Origin of the sequence: Muriicola marianensis, assembly GCF_014638095.1 — a bacterium.
Classification (GTDB): domain Bacteria; phylum Bacteroidota; class Bacteroidia; order Flavobacteriales; family Flavobacteriaceae; genus Muriicola; species Muriicola marianensis.
Genome location: NZ_BMFH01000001.1, coordinates 1,581,759 through 1,600,452, shown reverse-complemented (window position 1 = coordinate 1,600,452; position 18,694 = coordinate 1,581,759). Strand labels below are relative to the sequence as shown.

Annotated in this window: 17 protein-coding genes; 8 read left to right on the top strand and 9 right to left on the bottom strand. The window is 48.0% G+C overall.

All coding sequences use genetic code 11. From position 1 onward, the window contains the following. Position 1: 1 nt before the first annotated feature. The 4 genes from IEV19_RS07245 (at position 2) to nadD (ending at position 2,933) form a co-directional block, all read left to right on the top strand. Positions 2–814, top strand: coding sequence for a 3-keto-disaccharide hydrolase (locus IEV19_RS07245; RefSeq protein WP_188369986.1), 813 nt, complete (start codon positions 2–4; stop codon positions 812–814). 66 nt (positions 815–880) lie between these two features. Continuing rightward, complete coding sequence (locus tag IEV19_RS07240; RefSeq protein ID WP_188369985.1) at positions 881–1,738, top strand: YicC/YloC family endoribonuclease; 858 nt, start codon at positions 881–883, stop codon at positions 1,736–1,738. Then, the gene (gene gmk / locus IEV19_RS07235) at positions 1,735–2,352 is read left to right on the top strand and encodes a guanylate kinase (RefSeq protein WP_188369984.1); all 618 of its coding nucleotides are present in this window, start codon (positions 1,735–1,737) and stop codon (positions 2,350–2,352) included. Before IEV19_RS07240 ends, gmk begins: the two co-directional genes overlap by 4 nt. Continuing rightward, positions 2,349–2,933, top strand: coding sequence for a nicotinate (nicotinamide) nucleotide adenylyltransferase (gene nadD / locus IEV19_RS07230; RefSeq protein ID WP_188369983.1), 585 nt, complete (start codon positions 2,349–2,351; stop codon positions 2,931–2,933). Before gmk ends, nadD begins: the two co-directional genes overlap by 4 nt. Before the next feature lie 102 nt (positions 2,934–3,035). Here the strand turns inward: nadD and IEV19_RS07225 are convergent, their stop codons facing one another. Further along, positions 3,036–3,542 carry a nicotinate-nucleotide adenylyltransferase gene (locus IEV19_RS07225; protein WP_188369982.1) on the bottom strand — a complete coding sequence of 169 codons (507 nt, stop codon included), beginning with the start codon at positions 3,540–3,542 and terminating at the stop codon, positions 3,036–3,038. A gap of 195 nt (positions 3,543–3,737) precedes the next feature. Here IEV19_RS07225 and IEV19_RS07220 point away from each other — a divergent pair, with 195 nt between their 5' ends. Beyond that, a complete protein-coding gene (locus IEV19_RS07220; protein ID WP_188369981.1) occupies positions 3,738–5,513 on the top strand; it encodes a Na/Pi cotransporter family protein in 1,776 nt (591 codons plus the stop codon). A gap of 24 nt (positions 5,514–5,537) precedes the next feature. On the opposite strand, the gene IEV19_RS07215 is transcribed toward IEV19_RS07220, so the two are convergent. Beyond that, a complete protein-coding gene (locus tag IEV19_RS07215; protein ID WP_188369980.1) occupies positions 5,538–7,811 on the bottom strand; it encodes an inorganic phosphate transporter in 2,274 nt (757 codons plus the stop codon). A 353-nt stretch (positions 7,812–8,164) separates the two neighbouring features. On the opposite strand from IEV19_RS07215, the gene IEV19_RS07210 reads away from it, so the two are divergent. Continuing rightward, positions 8,165–8,527 (top strand): toxin-antitoxin system YwqK family antitoxin, encoded by a 363-nt coding sequence (locus tag IEV19_RS07210; RefSeq protein ID WP_188369979.1) that lies wholly within the window; start codon positions 8,165–8,167, stop codon positions 8,525–8,527. 61 nt (positions 8,528–8,588) lie between these two features. Here the strand turns inward: IEV19_RS07210 and IEV19_RS07205 are convergent, their stop codons facing one another. From IEV19_RS07205 to IEV19_RS07195, 3 genes are all read right to left on the bottom strand, one after another. Further along, positions 8,589–8,990, bottom strand: a complete 402-nt coding sequence (locus IEV19_RS07205) for a carboxypeptidase-like regulatory domain-containing protein (RefSeq protein ID WP_188369978.1) — start codon at positions 8,988–8,990, stop codon at positions 8,589–8,591. A 128-nt stretch (positions 8,991–9,118) separates the two neighbouring features. Further along, the gene (locus tag IEV19_RS07200; RefSeq protein ID WP_188369977.1) at positions 9,119–10,294 is read right to left on the bottom strand and encodes a beta-helix domain-containing protein; all 1,176 of its coding nucleotides are present in this window, start codon (positions 10,292–10,294) and stop codon (positions 9,119–9,121) included. A 20-nt stretch (positions 10,295–10,314) separates the two neighbouring features. Next, entirely contained in the window at positions 10,315–13,185 is a 2,871-nt protein-coding gene (locus IEV19_RS07195; protein WP_188369976.1) for a TonB-dependent receptor, read from the bottom strand. A 185-nt stretch (positions 13,186–13,370) separates the two neighbouring features. Between IEV19_RS07195 and dgt the strand changes: the two genes are divergently transcribed. After that, on the top strand, positions 13,371–14,708 hold the full coding sequence (gene dgt / locus IEV19_RS07190) for a dGTP triphosphohydrolase (protein ID WP_188369975.1): 1,338 nt from the start codon (positions 13,371–13,373) through the stop codon (positions 14,706–14,708). Here the strand turns inward: dgt and IEV19_RS07185 are convergent. Both IEV19_RS07185 and IEV19_RS07180 read right to left on the bottom strand, forming a co-directional pair. Then, complete coding sequence (locus tag IEV19_RS07185; protein WP_188369974.1) at positions 14,705–15,802, bottom strand: DUF3078 domain-containing protein; 1,098 nt, start codon at positions 15,800–15,802, stop codon at positions 14,705–14,707. The two genes, dgt and IEV19_RS07185, sit on opposite strands and share 4 nt — an antisense overlap. Next, positions 15,789–17,564: a 1-deoxy-D-xylulose-5-phosphate synthase gene (locus IEV19_RS07180; RefSeq protein WP_188369973.1), complete on the bottom strand. Its 1,776-nt coding sequence runs from the start codon at positions 17,562–17,564 to the stop codon at positions 15,789–15,791. Before IEV19_RS07180 ends, IEV19_RS07185 begins: the two co-directional genes overlap by 14 nt. A gap of 73 nt (positions 17,565–17,637) precedes the next feature. Here IEV19_RS07180 and IEV19_RS07175 point away from each other — a divergent pair, with 73 nt between their 5' ends. Then, positions 17,638–18,087, top strand: a complete 450-nt coding sequence (locus IEV19_RS07175; RefSeq protein ID WP_188369972.1) for a nucleoside deaminase — start codon at positions 17,638–17,640, stop codon at positions 18,085–18,087. Positions 18,088–18,147: 60 nt separating this feature from the next. Here IEV19_RS07175 and IEV19_RS07170 read toward each other — a convergent pair whose 3' ends face one another. Beyond that, positions 18,148–18,342 carry a cold-shock protein gene (locus IEV19_RS07170; protein ID WP_188369971.1) on the bottom strand — a complete coding sequence of 65 codons (195 nt, stop codon included), beginning with the start codon at positions 18,340–18,342 and terminating at the stop codon, positions 18,148–18,150. Between the two features lie 76 nt (positions 18,343–18,418). Further along, positions 18,419–18,694 (bottom strand): hypothetical protein, encoded by a 276-nt coding sequence (locus tag IEV19_RS07165; RefSeq protein ID WP_188369970.1) that lies wholly within the window; start codon positions 18,692–18,694, stop codon positions 18,419–18,421.

Genomic DNA, 18,694 nt, shown 5'->3' with positions numbered 1-18,694 from the left:
TATGAAATCAGCACTGTATTTCGGTATCGCACTATTGGTCCTCTTCTCCTGTAAGGATTCGAATTCGAAGGAAGCTGTTGAGATTCATACTAAGGAAGAGGGAATCGTTTATGAGGAATATGCGGGAGAAGAACCTACGACTCCTGAAGAGACAGAGGTGTACGAACCTGTTCCTCCCAGGGTTGATCCGAAAGGAAATAACGGAATCCCGAGCGATGCCATCGTCTTGTTCGACGGGACTTCCTTTGACCAGTGGATGATGGTCCGTGACAGTTCTGAAGTGGTCTGGCACCTGAATGAAGACGGGAGCATGACGGTAAAGGACAAGACCGGGGATATCATGACAAAAGCACAGTTCGGGGATCTACAACTGCATATAGAATGGCGTTCCCCGGCAGAGGTGGCCGGAGAGGGGCAGAGCAGAGGCAACAGCGGGGTCTTCCTTCAGGGATTGTACGAGGTGCAGGTGCTGGACAATAATAATAATGAAACCTATGTGAACGGGCAGGTGGCTTCGATCTACAAGCAGCACATCCCCCTGGCCATGGCTTCTGTGCCCAGTGGAGAATGGAATACTTATGACATCATCTATCACGCTCCGGAATTCAACGAAGCAGGGGCCAAGACGAAATCAGGAACCATAACCGTGCTGCACAACGGCATCCTCGTGCAGGACCACGTTGAGATCAAAGGAACCACCCCCTATATTGGCTGGCCTAAGAATCCGCCTCATGGCAAGGGTCCGATCCGGTTACAGGACCACGGGGACAACAGCAGGGTGAGTTACCGCAATATCTGGGTCAGGGAGTTATAACCACTAGAAAATTTGACTTATGCAGGCGATTGAAAATAATTACCTTAGCCAAATCAAACCGAAGTTATGATCCAGTCCATGACAGGATTTGGGAAGCACGTCGTGCAGCTGCCCACGAAAAAGATCACAGTAGAGCTGAAATCCCTGAACAGCAAATCTCTCGACCTGAATGCGAGGATGCCCCCTCTTTACAGGGAAAAAGAACTGGAGTTGCGTAAGATCATCGCCTCTGCTCTTCACAGGGGGAAGGTCGATTTTAACCTGTATGTGGAGATCACTGGTGACGAGACCACTTCCCAGATCAATGAGGCGGTGGTCAAACATTATATGAAACAGCTAAGAACCATCGCCGACGGAGATGACATGAGGCTGATGGAAATGGCCCTTAAATTGCCTGATACTTTAAAGACCGACAAGGATGAGGTAGACTCCGAGGAATACAAGGCGATCCTGGATGCCCTGAAACATGCCCTGGATGCCATTCAGGCCTTCAGGTCGGAAGAAGGTAGCATGCTGGAAAAGGACTTCTCTTCCCGTATTAAAAGCCTGCACAGCCTTTTGCAGCAGGTGGGTGATCTGGATGTGGAACGCCTGCAGGCCGTACGGGAACGTCTCGAAAAGTCGGTGGCAGACATCAAAATGGAAGTGGATGCCAATCGCTTTGAACAGGAGCTGATCTACTATCTTGAGAAGCTCGACATCACGGAAGAAAAAGTAAGGCTGGAGAACCATTTAAATTACTTCAGGGAGACCATGGCTTCTCCTGACTCCAATGGGAAAAAGCTCGGATTTATAAGCCAGGAGATCGGGCGGGAGATCAATACCATAGGCTCCAAGGCCAACTACGCACCTATGCAGCAGGTGGTGGTGCAAATGAAAGATGAACTGGAGAAGATCAAGGAACAAATGCTCAATGTCTTATGAGTAGTGGGGGTAAACTCATCATATTCTCAGCCCCTTCCGGGAGTGGCAAGACTACGATCGTGCGCTATCTGCTGGATCAGCCCGAACTCAACCTGGCCTTTTCGATCTCTGCGACCTCCAGGGCGCGCAGAGGGAAGGAAGTAAACGGGGAACACTATTACTTTATCACCCTTTCCGAATTCAAGAAACACATAAAGAACGGGGACTTCCTGGAATGGGAGGAGGTGTACAGGGACAATTTTTACGGCACCCTGAAAAGTGAGGTAGAACGACTATGGGCGGAGGGGAAAAACGTGATCTTCGATATCGATGTGGCGGGCGGATTGCGGATCAAGAAGAAATTTCCGGAACAGACCCTGGCCGTCTTCGTAAAACCTCCGAGTGTGGACGAACTCAAGATCCGGCTGAAAAAGCGGAGTACAGAAAGCGATGAGAAGATCAATATGAGGATCGCAAAGGCCTCCGTAGAACTGGCCACCGCACCTCAGTTCGACAGGATCATCAAGAACTACGACCTGGATAAGGCCCTGAAGGAAGCCCATAAGATGGTGGCGGATTACCTGGGTGTCGTGCCGTCCTTTGAAGAAGAACAATCCGGGGAAAAAGGCGAATGAAAAAGGTCGGACTCTTTTTTGGCACCTTTAATCCCATCCATATCGGCCACCTGGTGATCGCCAACCACATGGTGGAGTTCTCGGATCTGGAGGAGATCTGGTTCGTGATCACCCCCCAAAGTCCGTTTAAGGTAAAACAGAGTATGCTGTCTGATCATCACAGGTATCAGATGGTGCAGGAAGCGGTAGAACCTTATCCAAAACTCAGGGCGAGCACCATTGAATTCGACCTGCCCCAGCCCAACTATACGATCAATACCCTGGTGCATCTGCGTGAAAAATACGGGGAAGAGTACGCTTTTTCCCTTCTGATGGGGGAGGACAACCTCAAGACCTTCCACAAGTGGAAGAATTACGAGGTCATCCTGGAAAACCATCATATCTATGTCTATCCCAGGATCTCGGGAGGGGATATCCCCAAGAGATTTGAAGGCCACGATCATATCCACTACATCGATGCCCCGATCATGGAGATCTCTTCTACCTTTATCCGGAAGAACCATAAAAAGGGAAAGAATATCAGGCCCATGTTGCCTGAGGGGGTATGGCGATATATGGACGAGATGAATTTTTACCGCTGAGAATTTCCGGAGTAATACAAAGAAAGTGCTGCCTAAACAGACAGCACCTCTTTTTTCCTTGTTAACATGATCACTAAATAAAGCCGGGGCAATAGAGGTGACTTAGAGGAATGTTCCAATATGATCCACTTTAACCCTCATTTTTTTGTCGCCATTCACAAGCAGTAGCTTATAGATCTTTTTAGCACCGTTTTCTTCGGTGTAGGTTACACGGTAAACGTCTTTGGATACGGTCCAATTGGGGAACCTTTCCAATAATGCAGTCTTAACGTCATTAGGCAATGCAACATTCTTGAATTTCTCTATAGTTCTCAAAATCTTGCCGTTTGCGTCATATTCAGCGACGATCTTTCCGTCGGGGATATAGAACGAAACGGTGTAGAAATCAAAGTCGTCCATATAGAAATCAGCTTCCGTAACGTCATAGGAGGCGACGGCGCGTTCCAGCATTCTCACGGGAACTGCTGCCTCCCTGGCATCGGTCGCATTCAAGTATTTGAAGTTCATCGGCCTGATGACCACTTCAGTAAGCTCTTCAACCTTTACATCCTGGGTAAAGGCTGGGATGGCAAGTCCAAGAGCAAGTAAACCAAGGATAACTTTTTTCATGGCATTGAATTTAGTGTTACGAATGCCTTATTTAGTATAACACTCAAGGACCTATAATATAAGAAAATGGGTTCCCGAACGCAATGATATTTATCAGCTTTCCTATATATTTTATAGGATTTTGACGATCCATAGGCGGGTTAAAAAAATAATGATAAATTGAACGGTATAAATACCTGATCACTTACCGAGGATATGGAATTCGGATTGTATCAAACCTTGCAACTCCTGGGAGCCCTGGGTCTCTTCCTTTTTGGGATGAAAGTGATGAGTGATGCCCTTCTTCTTTTGGCGGGACACAGGATGCGAAGGATCCTGGCCAAAATGACCTACAATAAATTTTTAGGGGTCTCCATGGGCTTCCTGATCACCTCGGTAATACAATCCTCCTCGGCAACCACCCTTATGGTAGTGAGTTTTTCCAATGCGGGCTTGCTCACCCTTACCGAGGCCATTAGTGTGATCATGGGCGCCAATATCGGGACCACGATCACTGCCTGGCTCATCACTATACTGGGTTTTAAGGTAAGTATGAGTGTTATCGCTCTGCCTTTATGCGGTTTGGGATTCCTCTTTACGTTTTCCAAGAAGGATCAACTAAAGAATCTGGGAAGTTTTATCCTGGGTTTTGCTGTACTCTTTATCGGGTTGCAATTTTTAAAGGATGCCATGCCGGATATCAATCAGAATCCGGAGATCCTTGAATTCCTGAACAGCTATGCTGACCTGGGCTTTGCTTCCGTCCTGTTGTTCCTGTTTATTGGCACCGTGCTCACCATTTTAGTGCAGTCCTCCAGTGCTACGATGGCCCTGACCCTGCTGATGACCGCAGAAGGTTGGATCCCCTTTGAGCTGGGGGCTGCCATGGTACTGGGAGAGAACATAGGAACGACCATCACCGCGAACCTGGCAGCCATTGTCGCTAATTTCCAGGCCAAACGCACGGCCCGGGCACATCTGATCTTCAATCTTCTGGGGGTTATCTGGGTCCTCATCCTTTTTTATCCCTTTATGCGGATGATCAGCTGGCTGGCCGTACAGACCGGGAGTGATTCACCTCTGGTTAGCGCAGCGGCCATCCCGGTGGCCCTTTCGCTTTTCCACACGGTCTTCAACATTTTGAATACGTTTCTGCTGATCTGGTTTATCAAACCCATAGCCCGACTCGTAGAATGGGCGGTACCCGAAAAAATAGCTCCCGTACGGGGTATCGATGAACCGAAATACCTCAACAAGAGGATGCTGAAGTTCCCTGAAACAGCTATAGCTACCCTGGTCAGTGAGTCCAAACACCTGTTCGAGAACGCCGTCTTTGAGATCGTCACCCATGCCTTTAATATCCACAGGGATGACCTTCGATCGGATATTAAGGCAAAAAAAGTGATCAAAAAGACGGAGGAAGATTTAAAGGTAAATGTCCGGGAGCTCTACCTAACTAAGGTAAAGACTATCTATGGAGCCATTCTTCAGTTCGCCACCCAGGCCCAGAGCTCGCTCAAACTGACATCGATCCAGAACAACCGCATCATGGAGATCAAACTTGCCAATCGGAAGATGGTGGAGATCATCCGCCACACAAGGGAGGTCAACAGGAATATCCGCACCTATTCCACTAAGGATAACCCGCATATGAAGAAGGAATACGACTTCTACAGGAGACTCATGTTAACGCACCTGAGAGGAATATTCCTGCCCATTCCACCTGATGATGATTCTTCCTACAATAAGGATCTGAAAAAGCTCAGGACGAAGTCCCTGGAAAAACTTACCAAACAAAATGATGAGATAGACCGATTGATCCGGGAGGACCTGATCACGACCATGATGGCCTCCTCCCTGGTCAATGATTTTGATCATTTGCACGATCTCATCGAGAATCTGGTCACGGTAGCTGAGTTATTATACTGCAGGTCTGACATCTTATTGATGCCGGGATTTCCGGAGAGCGAAGAAACGCTTCATGTCGCATGAGAATTGGGGTAGGTGTAAAAGATGTCAATTTTCTTCAACCGCAGCCGGTTCTACATTGCTGTCGTAATCGCTGTAATACATTTCCAGCAGATTCATGGTAGCGGTAATGAGATCCTTAGTCTCTGTAAGAAGATTAAAATAGAGTGTGGTGTTCTTAGGACTCGATTCTTCAGTCCGTGTTCGTGCGATCTGCCTGCTGATCTTCTCTGAGACCATCTCAAGGAGTTCATCCTTATGGGCGAGGACAGCACCTATCTCTTCAAAATTCTTTTTGTCAAAGGCATTACGGGTCTTCTCCAGCAGGGTCTCGAGTTCTTCATCGATCTCCTGGAGTTCCCGGATCTGGGAGTATTTCAGTTTTTTGTGGTTGTTGTTGACGTGCTTGTAGCTGATCTTAATAATGTACTCCAATGACTGGGCCATGTCCTGAAGGTAGTCCAGGGTATCCAGGTAGAATTTTGTAGCTCCTTCACTGCCCTCATCCAGATTTTTGATAAAGTAAAAAATATTGTCTCTCAGGTCGTCTATCTCGGCCGAGAGCTTATTCACTTGTTTGCGGTTCTTTTTTAAGACATCGAGGTCCTGCCTGGACAGTCCGTTGATTGAGTTGGTATAGATCTTATTGCAGCGCTTAACCACATTGGAAATATTCCCGGCACTTTCCAGGATTACTCCCTGAATGGAACTGCTTTCTGCCCTGCGAAGTCCGTATTCCATCTTCTCTTCCAGTGATTTCTTCCTGTGATTGAGATAGTTCCTCACCAGGATGATACCGGAAAGGAGCAACAGGATCACAACGGCGGTGAACCCTCCCAGGTAGATCAGGTAGGCCACAATACCTGAGGCCACAAATGCGGTAATAGCCGTCAGGAACCAACCTCCGATGACATTCAGTACCCCTGCCACCCTGTATACAGCGCTTTCACTTCCCCATGCCTTATCTGCGAGGGAGGTTCCCATAGCCACCATAAAGGTGACGTAGGTGGTGGAAAGAGGCAATTTCATGGAAGTAGCCAGAGAGATGAGCACACTGGCAACCATGAGGTTTACTGAAGCCCTTACCATATCAAAGGCCGGGAGATCCTTGACCTTGCTCTTGGGCAGGAAGACAGGTTCTTTCTGGAACTGTGCATCAATACTCCTTTTGAGACTTCTGGGCAGAATACCGCTGACATTCTCAAAGGATTTTATAGAGTATTTTACCACCACCCGGGAGAGGTAATTAGGCTGAAATCTTTCTTCCCCTTCATCCTGTCTTGAGAGGTCAACGCTAGTCTTCACCACATTTCTGGCTTTGGTCGAGAACCAAAGCGTAATGATCATGACCACACCCGAGAGAAACAGGAGCAGGGTTGGCGTTTGTACGGCAGCAGAAAGGTTGGCCATGTTGTATTCTAAGGCAGACACGCCCGAACTATTCCAATCCAGGAAGGCCTGGTAAGCCGCGATCGGAACTCCGATAAAGTTCACGAGGTCGTTGCCTGCAAAGGCCATCGCCAGGGCAAATGTTCCTAATATAATGATGAGCCTGTAGATATTCTGTCTGAAAACCTGCATGGTCATCCAGGATACTGCAAACCAGACAATGAGGTTGATCAGGATAAAAAGTCCGGTATTAAGGGCGATAAATTCATTGACGGTATCACTGAGAAGAGCAGTGCTTTTCAGCCCCTTAACGATAATAAAATAAATGATACTGGTAATTCCAACAGAGCCAAAGGCGGATCCAACCCACACGGGTTTCTTGTCAAAACTGAAGGTCAGGAAAATCCTGGTAAGGAATTGTATGATCGCACCTATGGTAAAGGCGATGATGACTGAAAGAATGATTCCGAGAATGATCTCAGTGGCCTTTTCCGTGTTGATATAGGTCCACAGGTCTGTAAACTCCCCGTCCAGGTTGAGTATCTTCACTGTAGAAATAGCCACGGAGGCTCCTAATAATTCGAAAACAATAGACACCGTTGTGGAGGTAGGCATTCCCAGGGTGTTGAAAAAGTCGAGCAGGAGGATATCCGTGATCATGACGGCCATAAAGATGATCATGATCTCATCAAAAACAAATTCTCCAGGGTTGAAGATGCCCTTACGCGCCACTTCCATCATCCCGCTGGAGGAGATGGCCCCCATGGCGATCCCTATACTAGCCACGATCATGATGGTGCGAAAGGAGATGGCCTTTGACCCTATGGCCGAATTGAGGAAGTTAACGGCATCGTTGCTGACACCTACCACGAGATCAGTGATGGCCAGGGCGGCCAGGGCAATGATCATAAAAAGATAGAAGTTTTCAGCCATAGGAGTTAATCACCACAAAAATCATATTATAAAGGGGATTCTGTGTTAATTAAAAGTTATGAATAATTGGGAAATAGGTCGTTTATTCAGGACGAGGAATACTCAATTTCAGCAAGGGAATATTTCCTTTTTAATTCATAATCAAATGCTTATAAATGAATTACTTATACCTGGAACTATTCAATTTGCACAAAGAAAAGTGAAATGAGCATGTAAAATACGAGGCTAAAGTAACATACTAAAAATCAAATTATTACGTTTTTAATGTAAATTTAATGTAAACTAAAAGTGTTTTAAACGTTAATTTGTTTTATCTTTGAATGGCATAAAAGAATTTAAGAAAGTACAGAGCAATGAAAAAGTATATAAGCGTGATGATGGTATTTTTGATGACTATCATCGCATATGGACAGAAGGAAAAGGATTTGGTACTCAACGAGGAAACGGGTTTGATTGAGGCCACCTACTATCATGACAATGGTGTGGTAAGCCAGAAAGGGACCTTTAACCTGGACCGCCAATTGCATGGGGAATGGATCAGCTTCAACGAAGAAGGAGTGAAGATAAGCCAGGGCACCTATGAAAACGGCATGAGATCCGGAAAATGGTATTTCTGGCAGGGAGACACCGTCAAAGAAGTAGTTTATAATAACAATATGGTCGCCAGTGTCGATGGCAAGAAAAAGTCATCCGAAGGCCTGGTAAAGAACGACTAGCAAAATGAACCGATAAAAAAATCCCGCCTAAGTAGCGGGATTTTTTATTTGGATTAAGATCCTATTTTTTGTCTGTTCGTTTCGGTCCGGAAGTTGGATTGTTACGTTCACTTGTTTCGCTCATCACTGCGGAGAGATCCTCCAGGCTCAGACTTTTGGCCGACATCGCACTTGAAACACGTGTGAGTTCGCCTTTTTTTATCTCCACCGGGATCTCAAGGGTCTCGTAACCTGCGTAGGTAACCTCCAGGGTATAGCTGCCAGGGGTCACATCCTTCAATTCGAAATTTCCCCTGAAATTAGTCTGGGTCTTGAACTCGGTATCTTTAAGACGGACGTCTGCAAAGACCACCCCTTCGTCAAATACTTCCTGGTCTTTGATCGTACCGGCCAACTTACCCGCTTCCTGGGCATAGATTCCGGTAGAAATCAGAAGAGCGAATATCCAAATAAAATTTTTCATACATTTTATTTCACTGCAAAGAACGTCCTGCTATGTAAAAAAAAGGTTAGCTGCAGATTATCATTGAGTAATGAGACAAACAAAAAAAACCCTGCCTAAAGCAGGGTTCTTATATCTAAACTGTACCCTTAGTTGATGCCTACAGTCCAACCAGCACCCCATGTGGCGACGTCTGTACCCGTACCATTACCATCGCCGCTGATGAAGTCGGCTTCAGTAAAGGTATATCCGGTTCCGTTATTAAGTTTGGTGGTCACGCTGTTGAAAGTAACATCGATCACCTGTAGCAGGTCATCAATGACACCCTGTCCGGTGGGGTTTGATCCGGTATCTCCATCCAGGTCGAACGCCTCGTCAAAATCTGCAATCAGAACGTTGGTGAAAATACCTTGCGTACCGGCCCTAAGCCTCACAGCCTCACCTCCGTCATTAGCACCTGCGATAGTCACATTGGTCACGTTAGGAGCAGAGAAATATCCGCCTTCATTGCTGAAATCCGTATTGTAGCCATCACATTCAAAGGCTTTATCATGTGATGCCCCGTGCTGGACATATACATCCGTCAAATTGCCGATATAACCCTCTGTCCAGTCAACTGAATCATCTTCAGAGTTCACAACCACCAGATGGCTCACGTTTACTGTACCTCCGAAGAATTCCACTCCGTCATCCGAACCTTCAAAGATCTGAACGTAGTCGATCACAGTAGCGTTGCCCACCGCATAAAGGGAAAGGCCGTTGAGTTCGGCATTCCCATCGATAGCTCCTCCGGCGTATTCAATCCTGACGTACTGCAGGGAGCCTGAATTGTCTGCAGTAATATTTCCACCGTAAGAAAGTCCCCCTACTTCTGAAGTAGAAGTATCTGCGGATCCATCAGGTGTGGAGTTGATCGGTGCTCTCCCACAGATCACAAGTCCACCCCAGTCCCCTGAAGATGGGCTGCCTGCATTGGAAGTGAAGACAATAGGGTTAGAAGCAGTCCCTACAGCGTTGATCTGTGCCCCCTGCTGGATAGCGATATAAGCATTCACCCCTACCGGTTGTGCTTTAATGGTCATCCCGGCTGGAATGGTCAGCGTGGTGCCCGATGCCATAAGCACAGGCCCGGTGATCAGGTATTCGCTGGCCGGGTCCAGGGTGAGGTCTTCCGTATATACGCCACTGAGATTAATGGTAGCGGAGTTACCCCCATTGTTGTTTGAATTTCCATAGTCATTGATAATGATGGTTGCCGTGTCATCCTTTTCACAGGAAACGAAGAAGGCAGCCATAATTCCAAGAAGCAAGAACTTGTTTTTCATCGATGTAAGTTTATTTAGCTTTAAAATTTATATTTCAGAGTCAGGCCCGCATTGATTCCCCTCTTGAACTCCCGCAAGATGACGTCGCCATCTCTTACGAAGCCCCGGACCAGGGGATTGTTTTCTTCCACCCCGGTATTTTCACGTACAAGGGAGATATTTGGATTCAGGATATTTTGTACACTCAGATTCGCTTCAAAGTGCTCCCCAAATGCGTTTCGCCATACAAAGTTCATCGTGGGCACGGCTTTTTCGACCATGTTTCCAAGGTTCCCACTCCCGATCGCATAGATACGATCAGAGAAATAAGAGAAAGCCAGGGAGGCTGCAGGTTTGTAATTCTCAAACTCCGGGCTGTAGTTGATATCGGCATTTATAATGATTGGGGACGCCCCTTCAAGCTCTTCGGAAGTCCTGTTTGCGAAAGAGGTGCCAAAGGTGAAACCGTCGGCTGTAGACACGGTTTTAAGGTCCTGTTCCGTGTGGGTGTATGCCGCATTGGCGCCGAAGGACAGGATCCCATTATCATTCTCGTCAGTGAGGATATTCTTCCTCACTTCTATTTCAACACCGTAAACTTTAGCCTGGTCTCCGGTCCTGAAATAACGCTGGTTTCCTGTAGCATCGGTTGCCACTACCCGGTTCACGGGATCGTTGATCGCTTTAGCGAAGGCGGCAACGGAGATCAGTTCACCCCTGTTGGGGAACCATTCGTATTTCAGGTCATAGTTAAAGATCTCAGAATAGATAGGTCCGGTCCCGTCTGGTTTCCCCAGCAGGTCGGGGTTACCTCCTACACGCTGCACCACCCCTTCGTACACGAAATTCGCTGCTTCTTTAAATTCTGGGAAAGAGGCCGTTTTGCTGAAAGAAAACCGAAGGTTGGCATCTTCATTCAAAGCATAGCGAACATTTAAGCTGGGGAGATAAATATTCTCGTAGGCGTTCCTGAATCCGGGATCGGTAGGAACGGGGTTGATCACGTCGTAAGCGATCCGCTGGTTGTAGGACTCTACCCGGAAGCCTGGGATCAACAGCCACTTGTCACTCAGGTTCAGTTCTGCTGTAGCATACACCCCGTGAATGTCGAGGTTCCCCTGATATATGTTCTCATAAGCCTGGGGTCTGTTGATCAGGCCGATGTTTTCATTCCCGGGATTCCTGACAATAAACAGATCCCAAAGCCCTGACCCGGCGGGTAGGTTGATGTTAGATACATCAAAGAAGTCATTGAAATTGTTGACATCGGTTACGGGATTCGCATTTTTATCGGCGATCAGGTACCCGTATCGCCAGTTGTTGAAACGCCTTTCCTTACGCCTGCCGTTATATCCAAAATTCAAGGTCACCTTATCTGAAACTTTCCTGGACAGGTTGATAAAACTATTCAGCTCATCATCTTCAATGCTTTGGAAGTAACGCTGGTTGTCAAAGGCAATGTTGTCGTAAAAGATCGGATTGGTGTTAGGATCATCATCCAGGGCAAACTGGTAATCTTCCAGGGAAATCCTTTTTCTGTCTGGCTCATCGGATAAGACCTTGTTAAACCCAATTCCCCAATCTAACTTCCAATCCTCATCAAAGGTATGCTCTCCATTCAGTTGATTTACGAAGATCATGTCCTGGTTGAATTGCACGTTCAGCTGGAAGTATCCACCATCTCCGTTATTACTAAAACCGTCCCGGTTGAATCCGTTCCCGCCAATCCCGTAATAACCAACCGCATCCCGTGCACTGTTGATGAACAGGGAGGTGTATTTCAGCTTGTGGTCACTGTTGATCCTGTAGGAAATGGCCCCCATTGCTGTTGTGGTAGTGTTGTAAGCATACTCATTCACCAGGGGGAACCGCACCTTGATATCGTTGGTAAAATCCAGGGCAGGACCTTCCAGGAACTGATACCCGTTACTGAAACTGGCCATTCCGAAAAAGCTCAATCTGGATTCATCGCTCAGGTTCACAGAATACCCGCCTTCAATGGAGCCGGAAATATTCACAGGATCAGGAGCCTGGTCAGGATCGACCCCATGAGACAGGATCACCGCAAATGGGTCGTTGTCATAACGGTTGTAAAAACCGAAGAAACTTGTTCCCTCGCTGGTGACAAAATCAGTCCCTGCGGCGTTAGAATTCAACCCGCTTCCCAGGGCGATGTCTACATAACCATTACCCGTGTATTCCTTGGAATCAATATTGACGTTCCCTGCGGAGAAATCACCGTAAAACAAGGGAGTGTAGGCCTTGCTTACTGCAATATTCTCTATGATGCTGGAAGAGAACAGATCGAGATTGATGTTCTTTTTATTGACATCATTGGAAGGCAGTGAAAGGCCGTTCATGGTTGTATTCTGGTACCGGTCTCCGAGTCCGCGAACATATACATCACTGGAACCTTGCTGTTTCGATATCCCTGAGATTTGGGCAACAGCCGCTGCAGCGTCGTCAATACCTTTTTTCGTAAGGGCTTCAGCACCGATAGATTCTTTGATCTGTACCGCCTTTTTCTGATCGAGCAACAAAGCTGCTTCGGATTCTTTGGCAACAGTAGTGGTAATGACCACTTCATCAAGGGAAACGCTTCCGGCCCCCAGGGCTGCGTTCACTTCGGTCACCTTGCCGGCTTCGACAATAACATCCGGGATTTCCAGGGTTTCGTAGCCCAGGAAGGTGAAGACAACGGTGTAAGAACCCGGGGCGACATTCGAGATCTCGTATAAACCATCGAAATCTGAGGTCGTGCCCTTGGTGGTGCCTTTGAGAAGCACGTTGGCAAAAGCAAGGGGCTCATTATTTACTTCCTTATCAGTCAGTTTTCCGACAATACTTCCGTTGGTCTGTGAAAGCAATGACTGGCTAAAAAGAAAAATTAAAACTATATAAAGATTTCTCATCAAAGAAGATTTCAATTTCACGCTGCAAAGAACGCCATGCTTTGTAAAGGCTTTGTTAGCCACGTGTTAAACCTTTATTGTTTTATTGTTACCTCAAGGTTACGCGATGGTGGCCCTGATATTTTATAGAATCACAGTTGAAATCATAGGTGGCAAAAGGGTTATCTTGCGTCCAAATTTCAAAAATGAACTGGGAACAACTCCTTTCCTTACGCCGCTATGGCGACACAAACAAACGCCTGAGAAAAGAACAGGATGAAACCCGACTCGGGTTTGAGGTGGATTATGACCGGATCATCTTTTCTGCTGCTTTTCGCAGCCTGCAGGACAAGACGCAGGTGATCCCTCTGTCTCAAACGGATTTTGTGCATACCCGACTTACCCACAGCCTGGAGGTTTCGGTGGTAGGGAGAAGTCTGGGCCGAAGTGCCGGAAAGGAAATTCTGAAAGTCTATCCTCATCTACAGGAGGTACACGGGTACCGGTTCAACGACTTTGGGGCTATCGTGGCTGCCGCAGCCCTTGCCCACGATATTGGCAATCCCCCATTTGGCCACAGCGGAGAGAAGGCCATAGGAGAATTCTTCCGTTCCGGTCCCGGAGCCTGTTATCGTGAGGAACTGAGTGATAAGGAGTATCAGGATCTGCTGGATTTTGAAGGGAATGCCAACGGATTCAAGATCCTGACCGAGTCAAGGGAGGGGGTAGAAGGGGGATTGAGGCTCAGTTATGCCACCCTGGGAGCTTTCCTGAAATACCCGAAGGAATCCCTGCCCAAGAAACCCACCGGGCACATAGCCGACAAGAAATATGCCTGTTTTCAGAATGATATCCCTTTTTTCACCGAGGTAGTGGGAGAACTGGGTCTGATCAGCAGGAAGCATCCAGGTAGTTATTCCCGCCACCCCCTTACCTTTCTGGTGGAGGCCGCTGACGATATCTGCTATACCATCATCGATTTTGAGGACGGGATCAACCTGGGGCTGATCCCCGAGGACTATGCCCTGGAGTACCTGATCAAACTGGTGAAGGACCGGATAGACACCAGGAAGTACCACAGCCTGGCACACAAGGAAGACCGGCTAAGCTATTTGAGGGCCTTGTCCATCAGTACATTGATCGCGGATGCGACCCGTGTATTTATGGAGAACGAAAAGGAAATTCTCAATGGGGAATTTAGCACGGCCCTGCTGGAAAAGAGCCAGTACAAGGCACAGATCCGAGATATTTTGGACATCAGTGCAGAACGCGTATACCGATCCCAAGAGGTGATCGAAAAGGAGATTGCCGGCTACCGCATCATCTCTGACATACTGGAGGCGTACTCCGGGGCCATGGTAAGGACCCGGGAGGGGGCCGCGACCAATTACGATAAACTCCTGCTTACTACCCTGCCTGAGATATTCAGGGAGACCAAGGGCTCTCTTTATGCGATCCTTCTGCAGTGTTGCTGTTTTGTCGCCAGCCTCTCAGACAGCCGTGCCGTTCACATTCACAACAAGATCACAGGAAAGCAGCTTTAAAAATCGTAGCTGAAACCGATTGCGAGCAACTGTCGGAACTGAATTCGCGGAACACCGGGGGATATCACCGAGCCATCGTCAGCGATCACCGGATTAAAACGGATATCGTCATCGTAGATGATCTGAGTACCGAAATTTGCCTTCAGGAACGAATTCACCGTGAAGACGAAGTTGAGCTCCCAGTCGATGTCCACATTCCCGAAAGACCTGAGATAATCCGTGTACAGACTTAGTCGGTGATCCATGGTTACATTTTCCCAGACCGGGGTCTTCCATTCGTTTGTGACCGAGATACCGAGCTCTATGAATTTGTTCTCCCCTTCCCTGATAACAGCCCCCGTGGAATCCCGCACCGCTTTTTGCACTCCGAAGGCCCCGTCATCAGCCAGGTTCTGGTCCAGTACAAAGGTGGCTTTCTGGGTGAGAGGAGACATATAAAGATTGAAGTTCTTACCCTCGGGAATATAGGAAATACCACCCCCGAGAAAGAGGTAACCCGGAGACATGAAACGGGAAATGGGCGTGGTTCGGTCCGGATATTTGTACCCATTGGAGAATTGGGTGTTGAATTTCACTTTGGCCGAATAGTACCAACTGGTTAAGGTATCCCTCCTGTATCCAAAGCTGGAGGAGAACCGGATAGCATCTTCTGTTTTCCTGAGTTTTTGCCCTTCCTGTACATTGACTCCGTATCTCAACACTAGGTCATTGTTCCATTGAACATATCTGAACTTGTAATTGCGGACAAATTTGGCATTGGCCAGGGCGGAGAATGCGTTATCACCCCCGGCATTCCAGTTCACAAAGGCCACTTCACTCAGGTTGAGCCCCAGGTTGTTCTCCACATCCCAGAATGAGGGTATTTTAAAGCGATTGAACCTTCGGGTCCTGGGCCTTGTCTTGAAGGAAATGACCGGATTGGTGAGGTTTACCCCCCTGGGGATATATTTTATCTTTTCCTGGAAGGCACGGATCACGATGGTGTCAACCACTGTGGTATCGGGCTCTTCCGTGGGAGGGATGGTATCCTGCGCTATTCCCCAAAACGGCAGGCAGAGAAGGAATAAGCATGTTAATAACCTATCGAACCTCATGTAACAACTGGATTAAACAACGGGTGATCGCCTCTTCGCTGATGCCAGCGTCATCCTGCAATTCTTCAATGGTGCCCTGCTCGATAAACCTGTCGGGGATCCCGAGGCATGTAACCTTTTGCCGATATCCGTTCGAATTGGCGAATTCGAGCACCGCACTCCCAAAACCTCCAGAAATAGAACCATCCTCCAGGGTTACGATCAGGTCGTATCGGGAAAAGACCTCGTGAAGTCGGATCTCATCCAGGGGTTTGGCAAACCGCATATCGTAATGCCCGATCTCTTTGGGATTCCCTAATGCTCTTATTGCTTTTGTCGCCTGGTTCCCAATGTGTCCCAGGGATAGTAAGGCAATAGAGGTTCCTTTTACCAGTTCCCGGGAACTGGCCACCGGGATGGTCTCAAAAGGGGTGCGCCACCCGGAGATCACTCCTCTTCCCCTGGGATATCGGATAGCTACAGGGTGATCGACTCCTTGTTGCACGGTAAAGAGCATATTGCGCAACTCTGTTTCATTCATGGGCGTAAAAATGATCATATTCGGGATGCAACGCAAATAGGCAAGATCATAAGCCCCGTGATGTGTAGCCCCATCCTGCCCGACAAGTCCGGCCCGGTCTATGCAAAAGATCACGGGGAGATCCTGAAGTGCCACGTCGTGGATGACCTGGTCATAGGCCCTTTGCAGGAAGGTGGAATAGATTGCACAAAAAGGGATCAGGCCTTCGGCCGCCATGCCTGCAGACATGGTTACCGCATGCTGCTCTGCGATCCCCACATCGAATGCCCGGTTTGGGAATGCTTCCATCATGTATTTCAGGGAGCTGCCTGTGGGCATGGCAGGGGTGATGCCCACGATGCGGTCATTTATTTCTGCCAGTTCCACCAGGGTGAGTCCAAAAACGTCCTGGTACTTGGGGGGCTGGTCGGAAGAAGGGGAGGGAGTGAGTTCCCCCGTCTTTCTGTCGAATCTTCCCGGAGCGTGATAGACAATCTGGTTCTCCTCGGCCTGTTTGAGTCCTTTTCCTTTAGTAGTGATCAGGTGCAGTAACCGGGGGCCTTTTATCTGTTTCATCCTGCGCAAGGCTTCCATTACGGCCGGGAGGTCATGCCCGTCAACAGGCCCTGAATAGTTGAAATTCAGACATTCGAAGATATTTTCTTCCTTGGCGGTCCCTTTTTTAACATTGGTCAGGTATCGCTTAAGGGCTCCCACGCTAGGGTCTATCCCAATGGCATTATCATTCAGAATGATGAGGAGGTTGGCATCGAGGACGCCCCCGTGGTTCAGCCCTTCGAAAGCCATGCCACTGGCAATGGAGGCATCACCGATCACGGCAATGTGCTCCCTTTCGTTATCCCCTTTCAGCCTGGCTGCCAGGGCCATCCCAATCATAGCCGAGATGGAGGTGGAACTGTGGCCGGTACCGAAGGCATCGTACTCACTTTCCTCCCGCTTAGGGAAACCACTGATCCCGCCGAACTGCCGGTTCGTGTTAAAACGCGTCCGCCTGCCGGTCAGTATTTTATGGCCGTAGGCTTGGTGACCCACATCCCAGATGAGTCGGTCATGGGGGGTATTGAAGATGTAATGGAGGGCAATGGTGAGCTCTACCACTCCCAGGCTAGCACCGAGGTGCCCCTCTTTAGCCGAAACGATGTCGATGATGAATTCCCTGAGTTCCCCGGAAAGGGCGATCAGCTTCTCCTCTGGCAGTTTGCGGAGATCCTCGGGACTGTGTATGGAATCCAGGAGTTTCATACAGGGGACAAAGGTACATTAATTCGGATTTGAAGGAGGTTGCACCATCGATGAAAATTGTATTTTTGACCCCATGGATCTCATACTGGACGATGCGTATTTCATGAGGAAGGCCCTGCAGGAAGCAGAAATAGCCTTTCAGGAGGGGGAAGTGCCTATTGGGGCTGTCATTTCCGTGCAAGGCAGGATCATCGCCAGGGCCCACAACCAGACCGAAAGGCTTAATGACGTCACGGCCCATGCGGAGATGCTCGCTATCACGGCCGCTTCCAATTTTCTCGGGGGGAAATACCTGTACGATTGTACCCTTTACGTAACGCTAGAGCCCTGCCTGATGTGTGCCGGAGCCCTGTACTGGAGCCAGATCCCCAGGATCGTCTATGCCGCCCCTGATCCTCAGCGTGGCTTTTCTGCATCGGGGGGCAAGTTGCATCCCAAGACCCATATCACTGCCGGGGTGATGGAAAAGGAAGCAAGTGAATTGCTGAAACGGTTCTTTATCCAGAGGCGAAACCTGAACTAAGGACAAAAAAAAAGCACCCGTATAGAACGGGTGCTTAGCCTTCAATCAAAATAAAATATATCAGCTTACCACCTGTACTTTGGCGGCAACCATTCCTTTTCTCCCCTCTGCTTCTTCGTATTCTACTTTGTCTCCCTCGTTCAACTCTATCCCATTCAGGGCAGTGGCGTGAACAAAGATGTCTTTTCCGGTCTCGTCGTTGGTAATGAATCCGTAACCTTTGGATTCATTAAAGAATTTTACTGTTCCAGTCATCCAATAAAAGATTAATAAATAATATGTGTACTACTAAAATATGGAATTTTAGGCAGATGAAGCAGAGGAATTATCATTATTTGTCTGAGGTTGAGTCTTTTCGGGACTTTTTATCCTCGACCTCCCGCATTTTTCGGATGTTGTCTTCTGTCAGCATATAGTCCTTCACCTTCTTTCCTTTGCTCTCCTTTAGCAGGAATAGCGGCATGGCCAGAAGGAACAGGCCTACGGTCCCGAAACCGATGCATTTGTTGCCCAAGGCAGGATCTTCACCAATGACGATAAAGCCATATACGATGGCTCCAAGGGAAAGTAAAACAATGGCCGTGATGAGATATTTGCTTTTAAACAT

Bases quoted from the DNA above. Each gene is read 5' to 3' on its own strand.
- IEV19_RS07245 (WP_188369986.1), top strand. From the start codon at position 2: ATGAAATCAGCACTGTATTTCGGTATCGCACTATTGGTCCTCTTCTCC.
- IEV19_RS07240 (WP_188369985.1), top strand. From the start codon at position 881: ATGATCCAGTCCATGACAGGATTTGGGAAGCACGTCGTGCAGCTGCCC.
- gmk (WP_188369984.1), top strand. From the start codon at position 1,735: ATGAGTAGTGGGGGTAAACTCATCATATTCTCAGCCCCTTCCGGGAGT.
- nadD (WP_188369983.1), top strand. From the start codon at position 2,349: ATGAAAAAGGTCGGACTCTTTTTTGGCACCTTTAATCCCATCCATATC.
- IEV19_RS07225 (WP_188369982.1), bottom strand. From the start codon at position 3,542: ATGAAAAAAGTTATCCTTGGTTTACTTGCTCTTGGACTTGCCATCCCA.
- IEV19_RS07220 (WP_188369981.1), top strand. From the start codon at position 3,738: ATGGAATTCGGATTGTATCAAACCTTGCAACTCCTGGGAGCCCTGGGT.
- IEV19_RS07215 (WP_188369980.1), bottom strand. From the start codon at position 7,811: ATGGCTGAAAACTTCTATCTTTTTATGATCATTGCCCTGGCCGCCCTG.
- IEV19_RS07210 (WP_188369979.1), top strand. From the start codon at position 8,165: ATGAAAAAGTATATAAGCGTGATGATGGTATTTTTGATGACTATCATC.
- IEV19_RS07205 (WP_188369978.1), bottom strand. From the start codon at position 8,990: ATGAAAAATTTTATTTGGATATTCGCTCTTCTGATTTCTACCGGAATC.
- IEV19_RS07200 (WP_188369977.1), bottom strand. From the start codon at position 10,294: ATGAAAAACAAGTTCTTGCTTCTTGGAATTATGGCTGCCTTCTTCGTT.
- IEV19_RS07195 (WP_188369976.1), bottom strand. From the start codon at position 13,185: ATGAGAAATCTTTATATAGTTTTAATTTTTCTTTTTAGCCAGTCATTG.
- dgt (WP_188369975.1), top strand. From the start codon at position 13,371: ATGAACTGGGAACAACTCCTTTCCTTACGCCGCTATGGCGACACAAAC.
- IEV19_RS07185 (WP_188369974.1), bottom strand. From the start codon at position 15,802: ATGAGGTTCGATAGGTTATTAACATGCTTATTCCTTCTCTGCCTGCCG.
- IEV19_RS07180 (WP_188369973.1), bottom strand. From the start codon at position 17,564: ATGAAACTCCTGGATTCCATACACAGTCCCGAGGATCTCCGCAAACTG.
- IEV19_RS07175 (WP_188369972.1), top strand. From the start codon at position 17,638: ATGGATCTCATACTGGACGATGCGTATTTCATGAGGAAGGCCCTGCAG.
- IEV19_RS07170 (WP_188369971.1), bottom strand. From the start codon at position 18,342: ATGACTGGAACAGTAAAATTCTTTAATGAATCCAAAGGTTACGGATTC.
- IEV19_RS07165 (WP_188369970.1), bottom strand. From the start codon at position 18,694: ATGTTTAAAAGCAAATATCTCATCACGGCCATTGTTTTACTTTCCCTT.